General features: G+C 58.7%; 23 protein-coding genes. 8 read left to right on the forward strand and 15 right to left on the reverse strand.

All coding sequences use genetic code 11. The features are described from left to right. Position 1: 1 nt before the first annotated feature. The 5 genes from rarD to cysS all read right to left on the reverse strand — a co-directional run bounded on the left by rarD (position 2) and on the right by cysS (position 4,695). Positions 2-916 (reverse strand): EamA family transporter RarD, encoded by a 915-nt coding sequence (gene rarD, locus QE435_RS18875; RefSeq protein WP_349042314.1) that lies wholly within the window; start codon positions 914-916, stop codon positions 2-4. A gap of 242 nt (positions 917-1,158) precedes the next feature. Next, positions 1,159-2,115: a prolyl aminopeptidase gene (pip, locus tag QE435_RS18880; RefSeq protein ID WP_349042315.1), complete on the reverse strand. Its 957-nt coding sequence runs from the start codon at positions 2,113-2,115 to the stop codon at positions 1,159-1,161. A gap of 17 nt (positions 2,116-2,132) precedes the next feature. Beyond that, positions 2,133-2,603: a GFA family protein gene (locus QE435_RS18885; RefSeq protein ID WP_306931977.1), complete on the reverse strand. Its 471-nt coding sequence runs from the start codon at positions 2,601-2,603 to the stop codon at positions 2,133-2,135. Next, the gene (locus tag QE435_RS18890; RefSeq protein ID WP_306931978.1) at positions 2,603-3,076 is read right to left on the reverse strand and encodes a GFA family protein; all 474 of its coding nucleotides are present in this window, start codon (positions 3,074-3,076) and stop codon (positions 2,603-2,605) included. The genes QE435_RS18885 and QE435_RS18890 overlap by 1 nt, the downstream gene beginning before the upstream one ends. Positions 3,077-3,309: 233 nt before the next feature. Then, on the reverse strand, positions 3,310-4,695 hold the full coding sequence (cysS, locus tag QE435_RS18895; protein ID WP_349042316.1) for a cysteine--tRNA ligase: 1,386 nt from the start codon (positions 4,693-4,695) through the stop codon (positions 3,310-3,312). On the opposite strand from cysS, the gene QE435_RS18900 reads away from it, so the two are divergent. Next, a complete protein-coding gene (locus QE435_RS18900) occupies positions 4,694-4,927 on the forward strand; it encodes a hypothetical protein (protein ID WP_309770815.1) in 234 nt (77 codons plus the stop codon). The genes cysS and QE435_RS18900 overlap by 2 nt on opposite strands. Here the strand turns inward: QE435_RS18900 and QE435_RS18905 are convergent. From QE435_RS18905 to alr, 5 genes are all read right to left on the reverse strand, one after another. Then, positions 4,905-5,645, reverse strand: coding sequence for an SDR family NAD(P)-dependent oxidoreductase (locus QE435_RS18905; RefSeq protein ID WP_349042317.1), 741 nt, complete (start codon positions 5,643-5,645; stop codon positions 4,905-4,907). The two genes, QE435_RS18900 and QE435_RS18905, sit on opposite strands and share 23 nt — an antisense overlap. A 128-nt stretch (positions 5,646-5,773) precedes the next feature. Then, complete coding sequence (gene purF / locus QE435_RS18910; RefSeq protein ID WP_349042318.1) at positions 5,774-7,267, reverse strand: amidophosphoribosyltransferase; 1,494 nt, start codon at positions 7,265-7,267, stop codon at positions 5,774-5,776. 138 nt (positions 7,268-7,405) lie between these two features. Continuing rightward, the gene (locus tag QE435_RS18915) at positions 7,406-7,993 is read right to left on the reverse strand and encodes a CvpA family protein (protein ID WP_309770818.1); all 588 of its coding nucleotides are present in this window, start codon (positions 7,991-7,993) and stop codon (positions 7,406-7,408) included. A 92-nt stretch (positions 7,994-8,085) separates the two neighbouring features. Then, positions 8,086-9,489: a DNA repair protein RadA gene (gene radA, locus QE435_RS18920; protein WP_306931986.1), complete on the reverse strand. Its 1,404-nt coding sequence runs from the start codon at positions 9,487-9,489 to the stop codon at positions 8,086-8,088. A gap of 105 nt (positions 9,490-9,594) precedes the next feature. After that, a complete protein-coding gene (alr, locus tag QE435_RS18925; RefSeq protein ID WP_349042319.1) occupies positions 9,595-10,770 on the reverse strand; it encodes an alanine racemase in 1,176 nt (391 codons plus the stop codon). 80 nt (positions 10,771-10,850) lie between these two features. Between alr and QE435_RS18930 the strand changes: the two genes are divergently transcribed. The 3 genes from QE435_RS18930 to QE435_RS18940 all read left to right on the forward strand — a co-directional run bounded on the left by QE435_RS18930 (position 10,851) and on the right by QE435_RS18940 (position 12,791). Beyond that, the gene (locus QE435_RS18930) at positions 10,851-11,708 is read left to right on the forward strand and encodes an AraC family transcriptional regulator (protein ID WP_349042907.1); all 858 of its coding nucleotides are present in this window, start codon (positions 10,851-10,853) and stop codon (positions 11,706-11,708) included. A gap of 73 nt (positions 11,709-11,781) precedes the next feature. Next, positions 11,782-12,492 carry an AzlC family ABC transporter permease gene (locus tag QE435_RS18935; RefSeq protein ID WP_349042320.1) on the forward strand — a complete coding sequence of 237 codons (711 nt, stop codon included), beginning with the start codon at positions 11,782-11,784 and terminating at the stop codon, positions 12,490-12,492. Further along, a complete protein-coding gene (locus tag QE435_RS18940; RefSeq protein ID WP_349042321.1) occupies positions 12,489-12,791 on the forward strand; it encodes an AzlD family protein in 303 nt (100 codons plus the stop codon). The genes QE435_RS18935 and QE435_RS18940 overlap by 4 nt, the downstream gene beginning before the upstream one ends. Before the next feature lie 66 nt (positions 12,792-12,857). Here QE435_RS18940 and QE435_RS18945 read toward each other — a convergent pair whose 3' ends face one another. After that, positions 12,858-14,354, reverse strand: a complete 1,497-nt coding sequence (locus QE435_RS18945) for a replicative DNA helicase (protein WP_349042322.1) — start codon at positions 14,352-14,354, stop codon at positions 12,858-12,860. Between the two features lie 419 nt (positions 14,355-14,773). On the opposite strand from QE435_RS18945, the gene QE435_RS18950 reads away from it, so the two are divergent. From QE435_RS18950 to QE435_RS18960, 3 genes are all read left to right on the forward strand, one after another. Continuing rightward, positions 14,774-15,229: a MarR family transcriptional regulator gene (locus QE435_RS18950; RefSeq protein WP_306931997.1), complete on the forward strand. Its 456-nt coding sequence runs from the start codon at positions 14,774-14,776 to the stop codon at positions 15,227-15,229. A gap of 146 nt (positions 15,230-15,375) precedes the next feature. Further along, the gene (locus QE435_RS18955; protein WP_349042908.1) at positions 15,376-16,932 is read left to right on the forward strand and encodes an MFS transporter; all 1,557 of its coding nucleotides are present in this window, start codon (positions 15,376-15,378) and stop codon (positions 16,930-16,932) included. A 17-nt stretch (positions 16,933-16,949) separates the two neighbouring features. After that, positions 16,950-18,017, forward strand: a complete 1,068-nt coding sequence (locus tag QE435_RS18960; RefSeq protein WP_349042323.1) for an HlyD family secretion protein — start codon at positions 16,950-16,952, stop codon at positions 18,015-18,017. A gap of 85 nt (positions 18,018-18,102) precedes the next feature. Here the strand turns inward: QE435_RS18960 and QE435_RS18965 are convergent, their stop codons facing one another. Next, a complete protein-coding gene (locus QE435_RS18965) occupies positions 18,103-18,813 on the reverse strand; it encodes a winged helix-turn-helix domain-containing protein (protein ID WP_349042324.1) in 711 nt (236 codons plus the stop codon). Positions 18,814-18,933: 120 nt separating this feature from the next. On the opposite strand from QE435_RS18965, the gene QE435_RS18970 reads away from it, so the two are divergent. Continuing rightward, positions 18,934-19,857, forward strand: a complete 924-nt coding sequence (locus QE435_RS18970; protein WP_349042325.1) for an EamA family transporter — start codon at positions 18,934-18,936, stop codon at positions 19,855-19,857. Positions 19,858-19,932: 75 nt separating this feature from the next. On the opposite strand, the gene rplI is transcribed toward QE435_RS18970, so the two are convergent. The 3 genes from rplI to rpsR form a co-directional block, all read right to left on the reverse strand. Beyond that, a complete protein-coding gene (rplI, locus tag QE435_RS18975; protein WP_306932004.1) occupies positions 19,933-20,508 on the reverse strand; it encodes a 50S ribosomal protein L9 in 576 nt (191 codons plus the stop codon). 15 nt (positions 20,509-20,523) lie between these two features. Beyond that, positions 20,524-21,501 (reverse strand): DUF2232 domain-containing protein, encoded by a 978-nt coding sequence (locus QE435_RS18980; protein WP_349042326.1) that lies wholly within the window; start codon positions 21,499-21,501, stop codon positions 20,524-20,526. A 190-nt stretch (positions 21,502-21,691) separates the two neighbouring features. Then, entirely contained in the window at positions 21,692-21,940 is a 249-nt protein-coding gene (rpsR, locus tag QE435_RS18985; RefSeq protein ID WP_003502063.1) for a 30S ribosomal protein S18, read from the reverse strand. Positions 21,941-21,942: the final 2 nt, after the last annotated feature.

Raw genomic sequence — 21,942 nt, forward strand, 5'->3', positions numbered from 1 at the left:
GTCAACCGGCAGCTCTGCCCTTCCTCAGGCTCGGCAGGGTGTAGACCGCAAGTGCTGCCCAGATCATCATGAAGGCGATCATTCGCACCATGTCGAACGGTTCCTTGAAGACGAAAACCGCGATGACGAAGATCATCGATGGCGCGATATACTGCATGATGCCGATGGTGGAGAGCTTCAAAAGCTTGGCGCCATTGCCATAGAAGATCAGAGGAACGGCGGTGATGAGTCCGCTCGCCGCCAGAAGCCAGCTATCCTGCAGCGTGCCCGCGAAAAAATGCCCTTGCCCGGTGAAGGTCAGATAGACGATGAAGGCAAGAGCAGGCGGCGTCAACAGCAGCACCTCCAACAGGAAGCCCTGCGTTGGCCCGATCGGCAGCGTCTTGCGGAAGAAGGCGTAAAAGCCCCAGGAGACGGTCAGTGCGAGCGCGACCCAAGGCAGACCACCGGCATTCCACGTCAGCAGTGCTACGGCAATCGCCACCAGCGAAATAGCAGCCATCTGCACGCGGCTAAGCTTTTCCTTCAGGATCAAGGCGCCGAGAAGAATGCTGAAGAGTGGATTGATGAAGTAGCCGAGTGCGGCATCCAGCGCGTGACCCGAGCCGATGGCCCAGATGTAGATGCCCCAATTGACGCTGATCAGCGATGCGGTGAGGCAGGCCATGGCGAGCATGCGAGGCGTCGTCAGCGCTTGGCGGATTTCGGCAGTTCGGCCAAGCGCGATCAGCACGATCGCAGCAATCGGTACCGACCACACCACGCGGTGAACGATGACTTCCAAGGGCGAGATATGCGCGACGGCCTTCATATAGAATGGCAGGAAACCCCACAGAAGATAGGCGGTCAGCGCGTAGGCGAAGCCACGGACGCTATCGCCCGATTGGGGAGCCTGAATGGTGGGGTTCATTGCCATGGGAATACTGCCAATATGATCGGGATCTCTCCGCAGTATTCCCCTTTGGTGTGATGTACCAATTCATTTCCGTGAAGCTTTGGTTAGAAAAGCTGCATTTGCTCAAACAAGAAGCCTATGCGAGATGAATCGGTGTGCGAGCTGATGGCCGTAAGAAACTGAAACGATTCCGGATTTCGCTCAATTCCATTGCCGTGGCTTGATGCTCAAGGCTGAACATCAAGCGATGGCCAAAGCTGGGTTCACTTTCCAGCGAAGCGATCCGTTGCCCGGATCAACTGGTCAAGAATGCCGGGCTCGGTCATTGCGTGGCCGGCAGCCTCGATTATGTGCAGATCCGCCTTTGGCCACGCCTTGGACAAATCCCACGCTGTCTTAGCCGGGCACGGCATGTCATAGCGGCCATGCACGATGACGCCTGGAATGTCTTTCAGTTTGTAGGCGTCGCGTAACAATTGTACTTCTTCGAGCCAGCCGGCATTGACGAAGAAATGCGTTTCGATGCGCGCAAAGGCGATGGCGTAGCGATCTTCACCGAATTCATCCACGCGTGCCGGATCGGTAACGAGCGCAATCGTCGCACCTTCCCATTGGCTCCAGGCCTTGGCGCATTCCAGCTTTTTCTTTTCGTCGGTACCGGTCAGATAGCGATAATAGTTTGCCATCATCTGCCCGCGCTCCGCCTCGGGAATGGGCGCAATAAACGTTTCCCAGCGCTCGGGATACATTTCCGAGACGCCGAACTGGTAATACCAGTCTAGTTCCCGCTTGGTCAGCAAATAGATGCCGCGCACGATCAACTCGCTGACATGTTCAGGATGGGTCTCGGCATAGGCGAGCGCCAGCGTCGAGCCCCAGGAGCCGCCAAAGACTTGCCATTTCTCATAGCCAAACATCTGGCGTAACTTCTCGATATCCGCCACCAGATGCCAGGTTGTATTGGCGTCGAGGCTCGCATGCGGCGTCGAGCGTCCGCAGCCGCGCTGGTCGAACAGCACCACGTCATAGAGCGCCGGATCGAAGACGCGGCGGTGTGTCGGGTTGACCCCACCACCGGGGCCCCCGTGCAGGAAGACCGCAGGCTTGCCGCCCTTGGTGCCGACGCGCTCCCAGTAGATCGTGTGGCCATCGCCCACATCCAGAAAGCCGGTCTCGTAGGGTTCGATCTCTGGATAGAGGCCGCGTAGTATTTCAGTCATGAAAACAGTCCTTGATGCTATGCCTTGTTTGCTTCGTCTTCGGGCGGCCAGACCATGGTGTCGTGGTCCGGATGCTGATAGGAAATAATCGTGCTTTCATCGATACCTTGCTGAACAGACGGCTTGTCGAACAGCGCTTTGATCCACGGCATCTGCATATGTGCGTTGACCTGCACCTGCGGCTCGATCTGATCCGGATGATCGAAGGCGCCGATGGCGATCTCGACCCCGCCCGGATAGTGATAGGTCAGCGGCGTTCCGCACTTGTTGCAGAAGCCCCGGTGAATCTTGGAGGATGACCGGAAGAGGCTAGGCTGCCCCCGTGTCCATGTGAGATGGGCCTGATCTGCACCCACAAGCGCCCCAAAGAAATTGCCGAAATGCTTCTGGCACATCCGGCAATGGCAAATCGACGGCCGGCCAAGCTTGCCAGCGTGAAATCGGACCGCACCGCACTGGCACCCACCTGAATATCCTGCCTCGCTCATCAACGCTTCTCCTCTGGCCATGTCTCCGTATCGTGGTCCGGATGCTGATAGGAAACAAGATCGGCGATGAAACTAGCCGACGTCACATCGGCCAGCGTCTCCTCTTGCGGTAGAGCGTGAAGATGATCGACAAAGCCGATCTTGTTTTCGACGCCCCATTGGATAACGGGGGGCAGGCTGGCAGGATCATCGAAGGCACCTGCCGCAATGGCCATTCCATCCGGCGCCTCATAGGTCAGCGGCGTGCCGCACTCGCCACAAAAGCCCCGCTTTACGTGGTTGGAAGATTGAAACCGCTTCGGCTCACCGCGGGTCCATTCAAATTTCGCACCTCGCACGGAGACGAGTGGCGCATAATAGGCCCCGAAGGCCTTCTGGCACATGCGGCAATGGCAGATAGAGCTATCGTTCAAGTCTCCTTCCGCTCGAAACCGTATGGCCCCGCATTGGCATCCGCCGGTGTGGATGGTCATGATTGCTCCCTCGGTATTGATCGCAGGAAATGTAGGCCGACATCGTCTATCTGTTGGAGGACGTCATCGTTCCAGAAGCGGATGACGGTCCAGCTTCGCCTCTCATTGAGGTCAAAGGTGAAATGGCAAGGGTCCGTCTTGCCGATCTCCCCCCTTGAGGGGGAGATGCCCGGCAGGGCAGAGGGGGGTAAGCGACGAATCTAGACGTAGAAAGCGGGCGTTTGCAGCAAACCCTACCGCTTCAACTCCCAAGTCGTCACCCGTTCACCCGTTTCCTTGTCCTTACCATCTTTCAACTGAATCCCCTTGGTAGACAGCTCATCGCGAATCCGATCCGCCTCGGCAAAATTCTTCGCCTTCAGCATCTCCAGCCGCATGGCAACGAGCGAATCCACTGCGGCGGCAATCGCCTCATCCACTTCCGCCTTCTTCGGCAGCACGCCAAGAAGTGCGGCACTCGCCGCAAACACGGGAAGTTTTTCCGGATCGGCATTGGCAGCCTGGGCCAGAGCATGCAGTGCCTGTACGGCCGCAACGGTATTGAGATCGTCAGCAAGCGCATCGAGCACGCCTTGATCGACATCGGCATCGCTCGCTTCTGCGGCAGGCCACTTCGCGAGCAGCCGCTCCGCTTCTTCGAGACGCTTGACGGAGAAATCGATCGGTTCACGGTAATGCGTCATCAACATCGCCAGTCGCAACACTTCTCCTGGCCATTTGCGGCCGCCAAAAGTTTCGGTGTGCAGCAGATCGTAGATCGTCACGAAGTTGCCGTCGGACTTGGACATCTTGCGGCCTTCGACCTGCACGAAGCCATTATGCATCCAGACATTGGCCATCACATGGGTGCCATGGGCGCAGCGGGACTGGGCGATTTCGTTTTCGTGATGCGGGAAGATGAGGTCGAGACCACCGCCGTGAATATCGAAGACTTCACCGAGATATCGACCGGACATGGCGGAGCACTCGATATGCCAGCCGGGGCGACCACGCCCCCAAGGGCTTTCCCAGCCGGGCTCGTTATGGCTTGAAAGCTTCCACAACACGAAGTCGCCAGGGTTCTTTTTGTGCGCGTCGACCGCGATGCGCGCGCCAGCCTGTTGCTCGTCCAGCGGACGCTTGGACAGTTGGCCGTAGTCGCTCATGGATTTGGTGTCGAACAGCACCTCGCCTGACGCCACATATGCGTGGCCGCGTGCAATCAGCTTCTCGATGATCTCGATCATCTGGGTGATGTTATCTGTCGCGCGGGGTTCCACTGTCGGCTCAAGGCAACCGAGGGCCGCGACATCCTGATGAAACTGATTGGCGGTCTTTTCCGTTACCGCATGGATCGCGTCGTTCAGCGGCAGGTTGGGATAATCGCGAAGCGCCCGCGCGTTGATCTTGTCGTCCACGTCGGTGATGTTACGCGCATAGGTGACGCCATTCTCGCCATAGACATGCCGCAGCAGGCGATAGAGCACGTCGAAGACGATCACCGGGCGGGCATTGCCGATATGGGCATAATCATAGACCGTCGGGCCGCAAACATACATGCGGACATTCTTCGCATCGATCGGCTGAAATTCGGCTTTTTCGCGGGTCAGCGTGTTGTAAAGCTTCAAGCGCAAGGACATGCGTATTTCCTTCGGGTATCGGAGATTGACCCCACCGGAGCGTTTGTCTGCTTTGACCTTTCAGGAGACGAAAACGATCTGGCCGGGGGTTAGACCAGCAAAATTCAACTCAGCAGCAACGGCAGATCGTTATTTTCATGGCTTGCTTTATGAAGCGACGCCCGTTGTCGGTCAAGAGCATCGCTTTGAGATTCACGCTGGTTCGCAAGTCATTCCGGCGCGCGGTAGCTGACGAATTTCCGGTCGCGGACGACATAGATCTTACCGGTCTCGGAGAGGTCAGGCGAGGCAAGCGGGACGATAGCCTGTGCCACTTCCGAAGGATGGGGCAGGGTGTCGGGATCTTCGCCGGGCATCGCCTGGGCACGCATCGCCGTACGCGTCGCGCCCGGATTGATGCTGTTGATGCGCAAATGTGTCTGCTCGGTCTCCGCCGCCCAAGTGCGTGCCAGCGCTTCAACGGCAGCCTTTGAGGTGGAATAGACGCCCCAGAACGGCCGACAGGAATGGGCAGCGCCAGAGGACAGGATCAGCGCGCGCCCGGCATCGGACTTCAACAGAAGCGGTTCGACTGAGCGAATGAGACGCCAGGTTGCGGTGACGTTGATGTTCATCACCTTTTCAAACACCTTGGCCTCGATGTGTCCGACAGGCGAAATGACGCCAAGCATCCCGGCATTGGCGACCAGAATGTCGAGCTTGCCCCAACGTTCGTGGATAGAGGCGCCGAGTGCATCGATCGCCTTCATGTCTGCGAGATCGAATGGAACGAGCGTGGCCGTACCACCAACGGCCTTGATAGCGTCGTCCAGATCTTCGAGCCCACCAACCGTGCGCGCGCAGGCAATCACATGGGCGCCGGCTTTGGCCAGTTCGACCGCGGTGAAGTAGCCGATGCCGCGAGAGGCTCCGGTCACGAGTGCGATCCGGCCTTTAAGGTCGATGGTCATGGTCCCCCCTGAATATCGTTCGACAGTCCGCCATGTCTTACTGAGGGAGGACATGTCCGGCAAGCGGCTTCGAGGTCTGAGAAGGCCGCAGAGAAAAGCCCGCATTTGCGGTGCGGGCTTTAAAAAGATCAGCCGTTGCTGGCGAGCATGGAGATCTTACTGCCCATCGACTCACCATTCTTGTCGAGAAGGCGTGTCGGATATTCACCGGTAAAGTAATGATCGGTGAACTGCGGACGGGCAGGGTTGCGATCCTCTCCGCCGACGGCGCGGTAAAGTCCGTTGATCGATAGGAAGGCGAGCGAATCCGCGCCGATATATTTCGCCATCGCATTCACGTCGGCATACTGGTTGGCGAGAAGCTTATCGGCATCCGGCGTGTCGATACCGTAGAAATCCGGATGGAAAATCATCGGGCTCGCGACGCGGATGTGGACTTCCTTGGCGCCAGCTTCACGGATCATCTGCACGATCTTGACCGACGTGGTGCCACGAACGATGGAATCATCCACCAGAACGACGCGCTTGCCTTCGATCATTGCCCGGTTGGCGGAATGTTTCAGCTTCACGCCGAAAGCGCGTATCTGCTGCGTCGGCTCGATGAAGGTACGACCGACATAGTGGTTGCGGATGATGCCGTATTCGAAGGGAATACCGCTTTCCTGCGCAAAGCCAAGCGCTGCAGGCGTGCCGCCATCCGGCACCGGCACGACGACATCGGCCTCGAGCGGCGCTTCCTTGGCAAGGTTCATGCCCATGTTCTTGCGGGTCGTATAAACGTTACGACCGCCGACAACGGAGTCGGGGCGGGCGAAATAGACATATTCGAACAGGCAGAGGCGCTCCGGCTGCGGCTTGTTCGGCTTGCGCGCATCGATGCTGATCGAACCATCCGGCTGGATCTCGCAGATGATGACTTCACCATTTTCAACGTCGCGGACGAATTTTGCGCCAATGATATCGAGCGCACATGTCTCGGAACAGAAGATCGGCTTGCCGTCGAGGTCGCCCATGACGAGGGGACGGATGCCCGTGGGATCGCGAGCTGCAATCAGCTTCGTGCGGGTCATGGCCAGCATCGAATAACCGCCTTCCATCTGGCGGATCGCATCGATGAAGCGGTCAGCCGTGGAGGAGTGGCGGGAGCGTGCAATCAGATGCAGTACGACCTCTGTATCGGACGTGGACTGGCAGATCGCGCCGGTCGCGATGATCTGGCGGCGAAGCGTCAGGCCATTGGTGAAGTTGCCGTTATGGGCAATGGCGATGCCGCCTTCTTCCAACTCAGCGAACAGCGGCTGTACGTTGCGCATCGCGACTTCACCGGTGGTCGAGTAGCGCGTATGACCCATCGAGATCGTGCCGGGAAGGCGGGCCAATGTGGCCGGGTTGGTGTAATGATCGCCCACCAGACCCATGTGCCGCTCCTGATGGAAGCGCTTGCCATCGAAGGAAACGATACCAGCCGCTTCCTGGCCGCGATGCTGGAGAGCATGCAGGCCGAGTGCCGTCAGGGCCGCCGCATCCGTGTGACCGAGAATGCCGAACACACCGCATTCCTCATGCAGCGTATCGCCATCGATAATGTCATTGAAGGTGGAATGCGAAAGCGGCTCATTCATCTGGCTTGCCTTTGCTTACTGCCAAAAACAAAAACCGCCCCGGCGATTGACTCTGCCGGTTTGGCCTGTTTGCTGCCTATGTCGAAGTATTTAGCACAAATAGCGCGCCTTGCATCTATTGCAAGGCGCGCTATCGGATCAATTCGCCGGGACCGGCGCCGTTGTTGCCGGCGCGTCTTCCGCAGGCGCCTGCTCAGGTGTCGTCTCAGTCTTCTTCCCAAGGATGCGAGCGCGGATTTGCGGCTCGATATCGTCCGGCAAAACGGCTTCCAGCTTGCCGACCAGACCATCGAGGAACGGCTTGGACTTGGCCTGCGTTACCCAATCGGGCTGCGTTCTCACATCGACCAGCCAGTTCCAGAAAGCGACGGCGACGACGAGCAGAAGCAGGCCGCGCGCAGCGCCGAAGAGGAAACCGAGTGTGCGGTCCAGCGCGCCGATGCGGCTGTCGATGATGAAATCGGCAATGCGCGAGGTGATGAAGGAAATGATGATCAGCGCAACGAGGAAGACCAGACCGGCCGAACCGGCAATCGCGATCTTGTCGTCATCGGTATAGTTGCGCGCATAGGGAAGCAGCAGTGGATAGAGATAGTAAGCAGCTGCAACAGAGCCGACCCAACTTGCGATGGACAGAATTTCACGCGAGAACCCACGCACCATGGCGAGAACGGCGGAGAAAAGCACAACGGCAAGAACGATACCGTCGAAAATCGTAATGGGCATTTACCAACTCCGGAGGTCGCGGCACCCGAAAGGAAGCCGCTGTGCCAATTTGCGATCCTCTTACACTAGCCGGGTAAGCAGCGAAAGGATCATTATTCGTCTTCCTCAGCCTGTCTGAAGCGGTTACCCGAACCTGCAATGCGCGCCACGAGGTCGGGGAGGCTTTCAATCTCCGTCCAGCGCCCCTTTGAGCCCTTCGGCAATTCCGCCGACGCGGAGGGGAGAAAGGCGGTGGAAAATCCAAGCTTCTCGGCTTCCTTCAACCGCTGCGCCGTTTGGGACACCGGCCGCACTGCGCCCGACAGGCTGATTTCGCCGAAATAGACGCAATCGGCAGGCAGGGCAAGACCGGCAAGCGAGGAAACCAGTGCAGAAGCAATCGCCATGTCTGCTGCGGGCTCCGAGATACGGTAGCCACCGGCTATGTTGAGATAGACATCGTGCTGACCAAGCTTCACGCCGCAATGGGCCTCGAGTACGGCAAGAATCATCGCAAGCCGCGACGAATCCCACCCCACCACCGCACGACGCGGTGTGCCAAGCGAGGTTGCCGCCACCAGGGCCTGAACCTCCACTAGCACGGGGCGCGTGCCTTCCATACCGGCGAAAACAGCGGCGCCCGGGGATTTTTCGTTGCGCTCTCCCAGGAAAAGCTCCGAAGGATTGGAGACCTCGCGCAGACCCCGGTCCGACATTTCGAACACACCGATTTCATCGGTCGGGCCGAAACGGTTCTTGACGGTCCGCAGGATGCGATAATGATGCCCGCGATCGCCCTCAAAATAGAGAACAGCATCCACCATGTGCTCTACCACTCGCGGACCGGCGATCTGGCCTTCCTTCGTTACATGGCCGACCAGCACCATGGTGGCGCCGGTTTGCTTGGCAAAGCGTATCATCGCTTGAACACCGGTGCGCACCTGCGTAACCGTCCCGGGGGCGGAATCGGCGGTATCGCTCCACAGCGTCTGGATGGAATCGATGATAACGAGATCGGGCCGCTTCCCCTCGGAAATCGTCGCGAGAATGTCCTCGACATTGGTTTCCGCCGCCAGAAGCACGTCGGTTTCCGCTGCGCCTAAGCGCTGCGCACGTAGCCGCACCTGCGCCACGGCCTCTTCGCCAGACACATAGATAACGCGATGGCCTTGGCGCGAGAGTGCCGCCGCGGCCTGCATGAGCAGCGTCGATTTTCCGATGCCCGGATCGCCACCGATCAGAACCGCCGATCCGCGCACGAAGCCCCCGCCTGTCGCGCGATCCAGCTCGCTCATGCCGGTCGGAATACGCGGTGCCTCCTCGATTTCACCGGAAAGCGAGGTGAGGGTGACGGGGCGGCCTTTCTTCGGCGTTTTGCCGGGCCCGCCGCCGATTCCACCCATCGGGTCTTCTTCGACGATCGTGTTCCACTCGCCGCAGCCCTCGCATTTGCCGGCCCAACGGGTGTGGACGGTACCGCAGTTCTGGCAAATGAATTGTGTCTTGGCTTTGGCCATGAAGTCGGTCTTTTTCTTTTGAGAGCAATAAGGGGTATGGCGGATTTTGATCCTGTTTTGTTCTCGTTAACACAGGTCGCCCCAACTTTCCAAGAGGCTAAAAACTTACTCGTCGCCGATCAGATATTGCCGCTCATAACGAAGACCAAGGCTGGTCAACATCTCGTAGCCAATCGTGCCGGCAGCCCGCGCCACCTCATCGACAGGCACGTTCGGCCCGAAGAGCTCGATATAGTCGCCCGCACGAATGGCACGTTCCGGCACGTCGGTGACGTCGAAAATGGTGAGATCCATGGTGATGCGACCGGCGACTGGAACACGGTAGCCATTGATGAAGCCTTCCGCGCCGCCACGGCCCATCTCGCGCAACGGAATGCCGGAGCCGGAGAGTGATCGCGAATAGCCATCGGCATAGCCTACAGCCGCGATTGCCAGACGGCTCGCACGCTTCAACTGATAGGTGCCGCCATAGCTTACCGTTTGCCCTTCACCGGCTTCGCGAATCTGGATGATCCGCGCCTCTGCCTTGGCGACGGGGCGCATGGGGTTCTGCATGTCGCTGACGGCTTCGCCGCCGTAAAGTGAGATGCCCGGACGCGTCAGGTCGAAGTGGTATTCCGGGCCGAGGAAGATTCCGGCAGAGGCTGAAAGGCTTGATTCGATACCTTCGAAAGCGGCACTAACCCTTCGAAATGATTCAAGCTGCGCCTTGTTCATCGGCGAAGAGGGGGTATCGGCGCTCGCAAGGTGGGACATGACCAGTACGGGATCGAAGCTTGCCGGCCGTGTCGGGTCATCGGCCAGATAAAGCGCGTCTTCGACTGGAAGCCCAAGGCGGTTGAAACCGGTATCCACATGCAGCGCAAACGGATGGTCGCCGCGCTCGGCCAGAGCGCTCGTCCAGAAGGAGAGCTGTTCCTCCGAAGCTATCACCGGCACGAGATCATGGGCGAAGACATCGCGTTCCTGGCCCGGCCAAATTCCAGACAGCACGAAGATGCGCGCCTCCGGCGCATGAGGGCGAAGGGTGACACCTTCCGCGACGCTGGCCACGAAGAAATCTCGCGCACCGGCGTGATAGAGCGTCGAGCCGCAATCCTCGATCCCCATACCATAGGCATCCGCTTTCACCACAGCTGCCGCCCGCGCCTTGCTAGAGCGTCGCTGCATGTCGCGCCAGTTATCGGCAAGCGCCGCGAGATCGATGGTCAGCCGAAGTGGCGCGGTTTCGAATGCGTCTGCATCCATTTCGGAAAAGCTGTCATCGAGGTCGTCTGTCATGGCCATGCACCCTTTCACTGTCGCCGTGGTCTATCACTTTTGTTCAAGACGGTCATGACGGATTGGGCTAAACCTTGCCTATGCACAATGTTTCGCAGGAACAGGCCACCGATCACATGCCGCTTTCACGCGCAGAAACCACTCGGTTTTGGCGTGATAAGCGTTTCAAAGGCATGGAGTGCATGACGGCGACGTTCCTCACGCATGAATTCTCGCCACACGCGCATGACACCTTTTCCATCGGCGCCATCGAAAACGGCTCTCAGATTTCCACCATCAAAGGCACGACCGAGCGGACCGGCCCCGGCCATCTTTATCTCATCGATCCCGGCCAGATTCACGATGGCGCACCCGGCGGCGATGGCTACAGATATCGCATGATCTATCCGGATGTGGCGCTTCTGTTCGACGTGATCGAAGACGTGACCGGGCGCGCCTTTCATGGCACGCCGTCCTTTCCAAGCTTCCTGCCGCATGACCCGAAGATGGCGCAGGCCTTTCAAATCGCTCATCGCAGGCTGGAAAGCGGGGCAGGCGCACTTGAAGCGGATGAGGGTATGTTCTCGGTTCTCGCCGAACTCTTCTCCCGTCACGGCAGCGCCATCATCCTGCCTGTTGAGACACGCGAGAAAACCGCGGTCTATCAGGCACGGGATTATCTCAACGACAACTTCGATACGGATGTGGGACTGGAAGAACTGGCGAGTATGGCCGGTCTCAGCCGCGCCCATCTGATCCGCGCCTTCCGCCGTGAATTCCACATCACGCCGCATGCCTATCTGACCGATATCCGCATCCGCCGGGCGAGACATTTGTTGCGCAGGGGAGAAAGCCCCGCATCCGTGGCGCTTGAATGCGGCTTCGCCGATCAGGCGCATTTCACCCGCCACTTCAAGGCGCGTACCGGTGTGACGCCGGGCCAGTTTCGCGCTGCCTAAATCGCGGCATCACTTTCGTTCAATACGCTTCACTGACGACCTCCTAGATGCTTCTCCTGAATAGGAGAATGACATGTTGAGCAAGACCCCGCCTGAAAAACCACAGGAACTGATCGCCGGATTGAAAGCCGCTTCGCCGCTGCTCGTGGCCATGGTGCCAATCGGCATGGTCTTCGGCGCGATTGCGGTGAGCAAGGGGCTGTCGCCCTTGGAAGCCTGCCTGATGTCGCTTTTCGTTTTCGCCGGTGGTGCGCAATTCGTAGCCATGGACTTGTGGACGCATCCTGCAAGCTGGGCGGCGCTCGGTTTTGCAGCACTCCTCGTCAATCTCAGGCACATATTGATGAGCGCCTCCATCGCCGCGAAGATGGAAAGTTTCAAGCCCTGGCAGCGCTGGCTCGCCATGCCTGTCCTGACGGATGAATCCTGGGCGTTGGCGGAATTTCGCAGCATGACGAGCACGCTCCGTCCAGCATTTTTCGCCGCCGCTGCTCTCTCGATCTATGTCGTCTGGAACCTGTCAACGCTGGCGGGCGCTCTGCTCGGCTCCGTCATGGGCGATACAACCGTTATCGGCCTCGACTTCGCATTTCCGGCGGTCTTTATCGTGCTTCTGATGGGGTTCTGGAAAGGCAGGCAAACGGGTTTCGTTCTTCTCGCGAGTGCGACCGCCGCCTTCGTCACCCATCGATACGTGCCCGGCGCATGGTACATAGCCGCCGGTGCCCTCGCAGGACTGGCCGTCGCCGGTTTTGCCAAGGACGAGCGGGAGATGCCCCGATGAGCCTTGACGCCAACACGGTGCTGACCATCCTCGCCATGGCCGTCGCGACTCTCGCGACACGCTTCGGCGGTCTTGTTCTCATCCGCCATGTCCAAATGACGGATCGGGCTAAACGCGCGCTCAACGCCGTACCGCCCGCGGTGCTGATGGCCGTCGTCACGCCAACCGCCTTGACGAGCGGCCTTGCCGAAACCATCGGCTGCGTCGTCACCACCCTTGTTGCGACCCGCCTTTCACTTCTGCCTGCCGCAGCCGCGGGTGTGATAACCGTGGCGGTTTTGCGCGGAATCGGTTTCTGAACCGCCTCCGCTATCACCTTGAAAAGATTCTGCCTGACGTTCAGTCAACATCAGGCAGAAACGGCATCAGTGTTCTTCGTACTGGCTGAAGGATGGATCGGCGAGATCGGCAAAGCGTGTGAACTCTGCCTGGAAGGCGAGCTTGACGGTGCCGGTCGGTCCGTGACGCTGCTTGGCGATGATGACGTCGGCCGTGCCCTTCACCTTGTCGAACAGCGATTCCCATTCGGCATATTTCGGGTCTGCGGGATCGCGGGGCTCCATGTTCTTCACGTAATATTCCTCACGGAACACGAAGAGCACCACGTCGGCGTCCTGCTCGATGGAGCCCGATTCACGAAGATCGGAGAGCTGCGGGCGCTTGTCCTCGCGGCTTTCCACCGCACGGGAGAGCTGTGAGAGCGCAATGATCGGAACGTTGAGTTCCTTTCCGAGTGCCTTGAGGCCGGTGGTGATCTGGGTGATTTCCTGCACGCGGTTTTCGCCGCCCTTGCCGGACCCGGTCATCAGCTGAACGTAGTCGACCACCAGAACGTCGAGACCGCGCTGGCGCTTCAGGCGGCGCGCACGAGCGGCAAGCTGGGCAATCGAGATACCACCGGTCTGGTCGATGTAAAGCGGCACCTTCTGCATCATCTGGCTGCAGGCAACGAGCTTTTCGAAATCGGCTTCGGTGATATCACCACGGCGAATTTTCGAGGACGAGACCTCCGTCTGCTCCGAGATGATACGGGTTGCGAGCTGTTCGGACGACATTTCGAGAGAGTAGAACCCGACCACGCCGCCATTTTTGGCCTTATACGTGCCGTCCGGCTGCACTTCCTGCTCATAGGCGGCCGCGATGTTATAGGCGATGTTGGTGGCAAGCGACGTCTTACCCATACCAGGACGTCCGGCAAGGACGATCAAGTCCGATCGCTGCAGACCGCCCATGCGGGCATCGAGAGAATGAATGCCTGTGGAAATACCGGAGAGATTGCCGTCACGCTCGAAGGCCGCGCCGGCCATGTCGATCGCCAGTGCCACCGCGTCGTTGAACGACTGGAAGCCGCCATCATAGCGGCCGGTTTCGGCAAGTTCGAAAAGACGGCGTTCGGTGTCTTCGATTTGCGCCTGCGGTGGCATGTCGAGCGGCGCGTCATAAGCGATGTTGACGACATCCTCGCCGATTTGAATCAGCGCACGGCGAAGCGCCAGATCATAGATCGCCCGGCCGTAATCCTCGGCGTTGATGATCGAAACCGCCTCGGCGGCAAGGCGCGCGAGATATTGGGCAACGGTCAGGTCGCCGACCTTATCGTCTGCCGGAAGGAAGGTCTTGATGGTGACGGGGTTGGCCGTCTTGCCCATGCGGATGATATCGCCTGCGACCTCGAAAATCTTGCGGTGCAGCGGCTCGTAAAGATGCACCGGCTTCAAAAAGTCAGACACGCGATAATAGGCGTCGTTGTTGACGAGGATCGCGCCCAGCAGCGCCTGCTCGGCTTCAATGTTGTTCGGCGCCTCGCGATAGAGCGGTTCGGCGGTGGGCGCTGGGGTGATCTTTCTCACGGCGTCGTTCATGGTCTCGCGATCTCCCTTTAGAGCTCTACGCATCCTTGCGAATGCACAGGGCACGCTCTAACTTTTTCATCTCGGCATGCAGCTTTGCGGAAATTCACTTCGATTTCCAGCTTGGCGCGATAGCCTTCTGTCTGCTGCAAGCCTGTCGGTTTGAAGCTTGGCGTCGTCGTCGTCAATGACCTTGAGGCAACACTGGCCTCCCACCTTACCTAAAGAGAGGCACGACCCCCAACATAGTGGGTTGTCCCCATCAATCCACAGGACGATTCGCACGATGCTGGGCAGGCCGCGCGAATCACGCACTCTCTGTCATGATTTTAAAGCATGGCTCCAATCCGCCAAACACACTTGAATTTTAGCAAAGATCAAAATAGATAGGGGCAAAATAAGTAGCTACCTAATTATAAGGTCTAAGTACGTTGTCCCGGATTACCGAGAAAGAACAGCTTTTCGATGAGATGGCGGCCTTCAACCGCAAGCTCCGCTCGTTCTTCGATGCCCGCGTTGCCGAAAAAGGGCTGACTTTGGCGCGAGCGCGCACATTGTTCGCACTTTCGAGGAGAGGCTCGCTGACGCAGAAGGAACTCGCCGAGGAGCTGGAAATAGAAACGCCGACGCTCGTGCGGCTGTTGGATGCCATGGAGAAACAAAAGCTCATCGAACGGCGTTCTGATGAGATCGATCGGAGGGCGAAGCAAATTCACATGACACCCGCCGGACTGCAGACATTCGAAGATGTGGATGCGCAGGCGAAAGCCATGCGAGCTGAGGTCGCGCTGGATATCTCAACAGATGAGATCCGCGTGGCGCTGAACGTGGTGAGACGCCTTACCGGCAATCTGCAGAAACTCTCGGAAGGAGGGGTGGCGTCGTGAGCAATGCCATAACGAGCACGCGCGATGCGCCTTTAGACGAAGTCGAGGACGAGGCTGCACTGTCGGCCGGCAATGCCTCTGCGCCGCAGCAGGCTGCAGCAGTACCGCCGGCACAGCCTGCCGAAAAGTCCTTCAGCCAAAAACTGATGTATATCGCTTCCGGCCTTGCCTTCTTTATCACGCAAGGCATGGGCATGAACATCGTCATGGCCAATATCTACCAGTTGCAGGGCGAATTTTCCGGCACGGTGGCAGAGGTCGCGTGGCTTTCGGCCGCCTATATGGCGCCTTACGCGACATTTTCGATCGCGTTGTTCAAGGTGCGCCAGCAATATGGCCTGCGCCCCTTCGCGGAAATCAGCATCATCGCTTTCGTGCTGGCCTCCTGCCTCAACCTTTTCGTCACCGATCTGCATTCGGCCATCGTCGTGCGCTTCGTCAGCGGTATGGCAGCAGCGCCTTTGTCGTCGCTCGGGTTCCTCTACATTCTCGAAGCTTTCCCAGTGCAGCGCAAGCTGACTCTCGGCCTCAGCATCGCGTTGACCGGGACGCTTCTGGCTGCTCCTCTCGCCCGTATCGTCTCACCAGCTCTGTTGCAGATCGACGGCTGGCAGGCGCTCTACAGCATGGAAGTGGGCTTGGCGCTTGCTGTTTTGCCGATCATCTATCTGTTGCCTCTGACGCCGCCGCCGCGGGTCAAGGTCATCGAACGCATCGATATTTTGAGCTACCTGCTTTTCGCCGGCGGGCTTGGTTGTCTCGCCGTCTTCCTGACGCTCGGCCGCTTCTACTGGTGGTTCGAGACCTGGTGGCTCGGCGTTCTTCTCGCGACCTCGATCGGCCTCTTGACCGTGATGACGATGATCGAACTGCCACGAAAGAACCCGATGCTCGATCTGCGCTGGATTTTTTCGCGCACAAATCTGCATCTTATCGCAGTCCTGCTGGTCTATCGCGCCGTCTCGTCGGAGCAATCCTCCACCGCCGTCAGCCTCTACCAGCAGCTTGGCATCCTTAATGACCAGACGATGGGCCTTTACGGGCTGATCATTCTGGCGACGATACTTGGCGGAGCCACCTGTGCCTTGCTGATGCTAACAAAATATGTCGAGACCGCCCATGTCATCGCGCTGTCCTGCATCGCGCTTGGCGCCTTTATGGACAGTACATCGACGAACCTGACGAGGCCCGAACAGATGTATCTGAGCCAGGCGATGATCGCGTTTGGCGCTGCAATGTTCCTGCCGCCGGTGATGGCGAAGGGCTTTGGTGCCGCACTGGCAAAAGGCCCGCCCTATCTCGTCAACTTCATCACTATTTTCCTGTTCACGCAGATTACCGGATCGATGCTGACCACGGGGCTATTGGGCTCCTTCGTGACGCTGAGGGAAAAATTCCACTCCAATATTCTCGTGGAAAGCATCCTTCTGCAAAATCCGCAGGTCGCGCAGCGTATCAGCCAGCTTTCCGGTGCCTATAGCCATGTGCTGACCGACCCGACGCTTCTACGGGCAGAAGGCGTGACACTGCTGGCACAGCAAGTGTCGAGAGAGGCTTATATTCTTGCCTATAACGATACCTTCCTGCTGATCGCCGTCTGCGCTGCCGCAGCTCTCTTGATGCTGCTTCTTCACTTGGCTTGGCTGCGCATCAAACCATTGATGACGGGCGGTGATAGTGCCGCCGCCGTTTCCCAATCCTGATCCTTCAGAGACATAAAATGCTAAAGAAGATTTTCACACCCGTTACCCTTATCGTTCTTCTCGGTGGCATCGCCGGTGTCGCGCTGGTTCTTTACGCCTGGCGCCTGCCGCCCTTTTCCAGCCATGTCGAGATGACCGATAATGCCTATGTGCGCGGCTACGTCACCACAATGAGCCCGCAGGTCAGCGGCTACGTCGTGGATGTACCCGTCAAGGATTATCAGGAGGTCAAGCAAGGCGACCTTTTGGTCAAGATCGATGACCGCATCTTCCGCCAAAGATTGGCCCAGGCCGAAGCCACACTCGCCGGACAGACGGCAGCCTCGGATAATTCCCGCCAGCAGGAGAATGCTGCCCGCGCCAATATCGCGTCCAGCCAGGCCGCGGTGGATAGTGCCGAAGCGTCCTTGAAACAGGCGCAGCTTGCTGCCGATCGTCAGGACAACCTGATCCGCAGCGGCGTCGGCACCTCAAGTCTTCAGGAAGAAGCGCAAGCCAATCTCGAAAAGTCCCGTGCTGGGCTGTCGCAGGCCAAGGCAGCTCTGGAAGTTGCCCGCCAGGATTTACAGACCATCATTGTCAATCGCAGCTCGCTTCAGGCCGCCGTTGCCAATGCGCAGGCCGCGGTGGAGCTTGCCAGGATCGATCTGCAGAACACCGAGATCAAGGCTCCGCGCGATGGCGAACTGGGTGAGGTCGGCGCGCGTGTCGGGCAATATGTCGCTGCAGGCAGCCAGTTGATGGCGGTCGTTCCGCATGAGGTCTGGGTTGTTGCCAACTTCAAGGAAACCCAGCTTGCGGGCATGGAAGTTGGGCAGCCTGTCTCGATCTCAGTCGATGCGCTGCATCATCGCAAATTGAAGGGCAAGGTCGAGCGCTTCTCGCCTGCTGCGGGTTCGGAATTTGCGGTGATCAAGCCGGATAATGCCACGGGCAATTTCGTCAAGATCGCGCAGAGAATCGGCGTGCGCGTGTCGATCGACCCGGACCAGCCGGCCGCTTTAGAACTGTCGCCAGGCATGTCGGTGGTGGTGCGTGTCGATAAGAGCAAGGCGCCGGTGACGGACGAGACGGCGGCCAAGTAGCCATTTCGCCTGTCTTCCACGGTCAAGCCTTTCAGCCATTATCACAGGCTGAAAGGCTTTGCTTTTTTCAGGTGCAGGTCTCCACTCAGCCCTCCCGCCAATCCGCAGGCAGGCAGAAGATTTCTCGAAACCCTTTGTCCCCCGCGCCGGTGATCTTCAACGCGCGGCTATCGGCGCGGCGTGTCACCCAGCCAAGTTCGAGTGCGCGCTGGAACAGCGCGGTACCAAGGCGTCCGGCAATGTGGTGCCGTCTCTCGCTCCAGTCCAGGCATGTGCGGCAAAGCGGTCGCTTCGACCGAGGGCCATCATTGAGCTCGATCCCGAACTTTCCAAAAAAGACTTTGCCCTGTTCCGTCACAAGCGCACCCTCATCGGAAAGCAGAATGTGTCCTCTGCCGCTGAGACTGTCAGCCATCGCCACCGCAAGCCGGCCTGCGATGTGGTCGTAGCAACTGCGGGCGAGCCGCATGTCTATCTCTTTCGGCCCAATGGGATGATGCCGTTTCGGCCCTGCCGCGGCAATCGACATTAGTGCATCGATCCCGTGGGCAACCTGCGCAGACGCAAGCCGGTAGTAGCGGTGTCGGCCCTGTTTCACTGTCTTCAGCAGATTGGCGTCCACCATTTTCGCCAGATGCTCGCTGCCTGTCTGCGGCGTCACACCCGCATCTCGCGACAACTCACCTGCTGTCAGCGCCTGGCCGCCCATGAGAGCGCAGAGCATGTTTGCGCGCGTCGTATCGCCAATCAGACTGGCGACGGCGGCAATGGTGTTGGGGGAGGCGATACCGGTCATGCGGCAACAGTATCATCTGAGCATACGCGCGTCAGCGGCGCATTGTTCGGCCGGTACCGAAGCTTTCCATTGCAGCGCAACGCTATAAAGAAGGATCGCTTTGACAGAGAGACTGACAGAATGGCCGATAAAAAACTGCTGCCCGAACTTGCCCTGCTCGTGTTGCTGGGGTGCCTGTGGGGCGGTTCCTACACTTTCATCAAGATCGGCATCGAGACGATTCCGCCGCTGACGCTGATTGCAGCGCGAACGGCCATTGCCGGCAGCATCCTGACGCTTATCATCCTCTGGCGGGGCTTGAGGCTCCCAAAGGATCCAGCACTTTGGAAGATGTTTGCCATCCAGGCGGTGCTGAACAGCGTCCTTCCCTTCACGCTGATCGCCTGGGCGGAGCATTACATCGATGCCGGGCTTGCCGTCATTCTCAACTCGCTGACGCCGGTCTTCACCTTTCTGCTGACAGCGATCATCACCCGCCATGAGGTGGTGAATGGCCGCAAGCTGTTCGGCGTGACGCTCGGCCTTGTCGGAACCGTGGTGATGATTGGCGTTCAGGCGCTGAATGGTCTCGGCGATGTGGTGCTGGCGCAAATGGCCGTTGTTCTCGCCACCGCCTTCTATGCGGGTGCGGCAATCTTCGGGAAAAATTTCAAAGGCATTGATTCGATGATCCCTGCTGCTGCCTCGCTGATTTGCGGGGCCATCATTCTCATCCCTGTCAGTATGGTTGTAGACCGCCCTTGGGAGCTTGCACCCTCAACGCGTTCGATTTCGGCCCTGATCGGGCTCTCGATATTCTCCACCGCGCTCGCCTTCACCATCTATTTCCGCCTCGTCCGCACGTTGGGATCTCTAGGAACAACGGCGCAGGCCTATGTGCGCGTGCCTGTCGGTGTGGCTATCGGCGTGGTGTTTTTGGGTGAGCAATTGCATGCAAGCACGATGATCGGGCTTGTGTGTATTCTGGCTGGCGTCATCGCTATGACGTTGCCGTCACGCATGCCGACCAGAGTGACGACAGCGGCGAAAGCCATCGGCGAATAGTTTTCGCAACGCCCAAACAAAAACCCCGGATGTCGCCATCCGGGGTTTTGTCTTTGAGCCAAAGGCCCGAAGAGATTAGTCGTCGTCGCCGTCGCGGTCAGCTTCCGGGTCGAAGAAGTCTTCCGGACGCAGGGCATCTTCGTCAACGCCGTAGATGGCGTCAGCGGAGGTGAGGTTTTCACCCTTTGCCTGACGCTCAGCTTCTTCAGCCGAACGGGCAACGTTCAGCTCAACCTGAAGCTCGACTTCCGAGTGCAGGTGAAGCGTGACGTTGTGGAGACCGATGGTCTTGATCGGGGTGTTGAGTTCAACCTGGTTACGACCAACGTTGAAGCCTTCAGCACCGAGGATCTCGACGACGTCGCGAGCAGCAACAGAACCGTAGAGCTGGCCGGTTTCGCCAGCGGAACGAACGACGATGAAGCTCTTGCCTTCGAGTGCGTCGGCAACCTTCTGGGCTTCGGACTTGCGCTCGAGGTTACGGGCTTCGAGCGTTGCGCGCTCGTTTTCGAAACGTGCCTTGTTGGCAGAGTTGGCGCGCAGCGCCTTGCCCTGCGGCAGCAGGAAGTTACGCGCATAGCCGTCGCGAACCTTTACGGTTTCGCCCATCTGGCCAAGCTTTGCGATACGCTCGAGAAGAATGACTTCCATCTTCTTGATCCTTTCTTATTTAGAGTTGGTTTCGTTCGATTGATCGGAGTTCCGCGCAGGCGTCAGAGAGATCGTGCTGCGCACGTCGCTGAGGCCTAAGAGGAGGATGAAGAACAGCGGAAACATGAAGACCGCTGAAAGGTATGCGAGGACGAGAACCGGCAAGCGCCAGTCCTTTCCCTTGGAACGGTGATGCAGCGAGGCGTAACCCGCCATGATGAATCCCGCGCCGAATGTGCCGCAAAGGACCGCACCGACCATGGCGGGAACACCGCCAAAAAAGGTCAGGACGATGCCCGCAAGAAAAATGAAGATCGCGTTGCGATGCATGCGAAGTGCTGCTGCGATATCTTCGCGTGGGCGCAGGCCCTTGCCGAAGGATCGCACCATGCGGCTTGCGAAATAGTAGGCCGCGAACAAGAGCATGACCCAGAGCCCGCCCTGGATCATCGGCAGCATCAGAACAAGAAGCGACTTGGTTTGCGCAAGTGCTGCGGGGTCTGGCTTGAAGGTCGATTCGCTTGCCTGCACCGACGCCATCATCAGATCGACCATCTGCGAAACAAGTTCCGGACCATAGCCGATCATCGTGCCGAGAATGATGACCGAGACGGTGATCAGCGCACACAGATGCAAGATGATGCCGGAAAGCGGATACCAGGCCATCAGGTCTTCGGGGCCGCCGATTTCAGCCGCAGGCCGCGCAAGGTTTGCGAGATGAGAGAGCCAGCCAGCCGGGATCAGCGTAAAGATCGCGATCGTCACGGCAAAAAGCGGGGAGACCGCAAGTGCGCCAAGGAAGCCTGCGGAGAGAACGGCAACGATGGCCGCGGCATTGCCCCAGCCGAGACCGGCAACGAGAACCGGCATGGCGGAAGCGGCATAAAGCAGGAAAGACATCGACGACTGTGCCGTTGCGCCAAGCGTCAGAAACGCGGCGCATATGCCGGCAAGAATGCCGGTGATCAGCACTGTCTGGTTCAATTGTCTCAACGTCGCTGTCCTGCTTGTCTTAGCAGTTAGAGGACCGTTCATCCGAACGTCGTCCCCAACATGGGGTTTGGTATCAGTCGATCCGCGCCCAACGCGGAAGGAGTTTGGAACTCTCGAAAACGCTGATTAAGAGTCAGTTGCTCCAAGAGGAAGAACGAGGTCGCGCCAAAACGCGACCTCGAAGCGTAAATTACGCTACGACGTAAGGCAGCAGGCCGAGGAAGCGTGCACGCTTGATCGCCTGAGCGAGTTCGCGCTGCTTCTTCTGGGAAACGGCGGTGATGCGCGAAGGAACGATCTTGCCGCGCTCGGAAATGTAGCGCTGCAGGAGACGAACGTCCTTGTAGTCGATCTTCGGAGCGTTAGCGCCGGAGAAGGGGCACGTCTTGCGACGGCGGTGGAACGGGCGGCGTGCCTGGGAAGAGGATGCGTCAGCCATTA

This window comes from Agrobacterium sp. SORGH_AS 787, from assembly GCF_030819035.1.
Classification (GTDB): domain Bacteria; phylum Pseudomonadota; class Alphaproteobacteria; order Rhizobiales; family Rhizobiaceae; genus Agrobacterium; species Agrobacterium larrymoorei_B.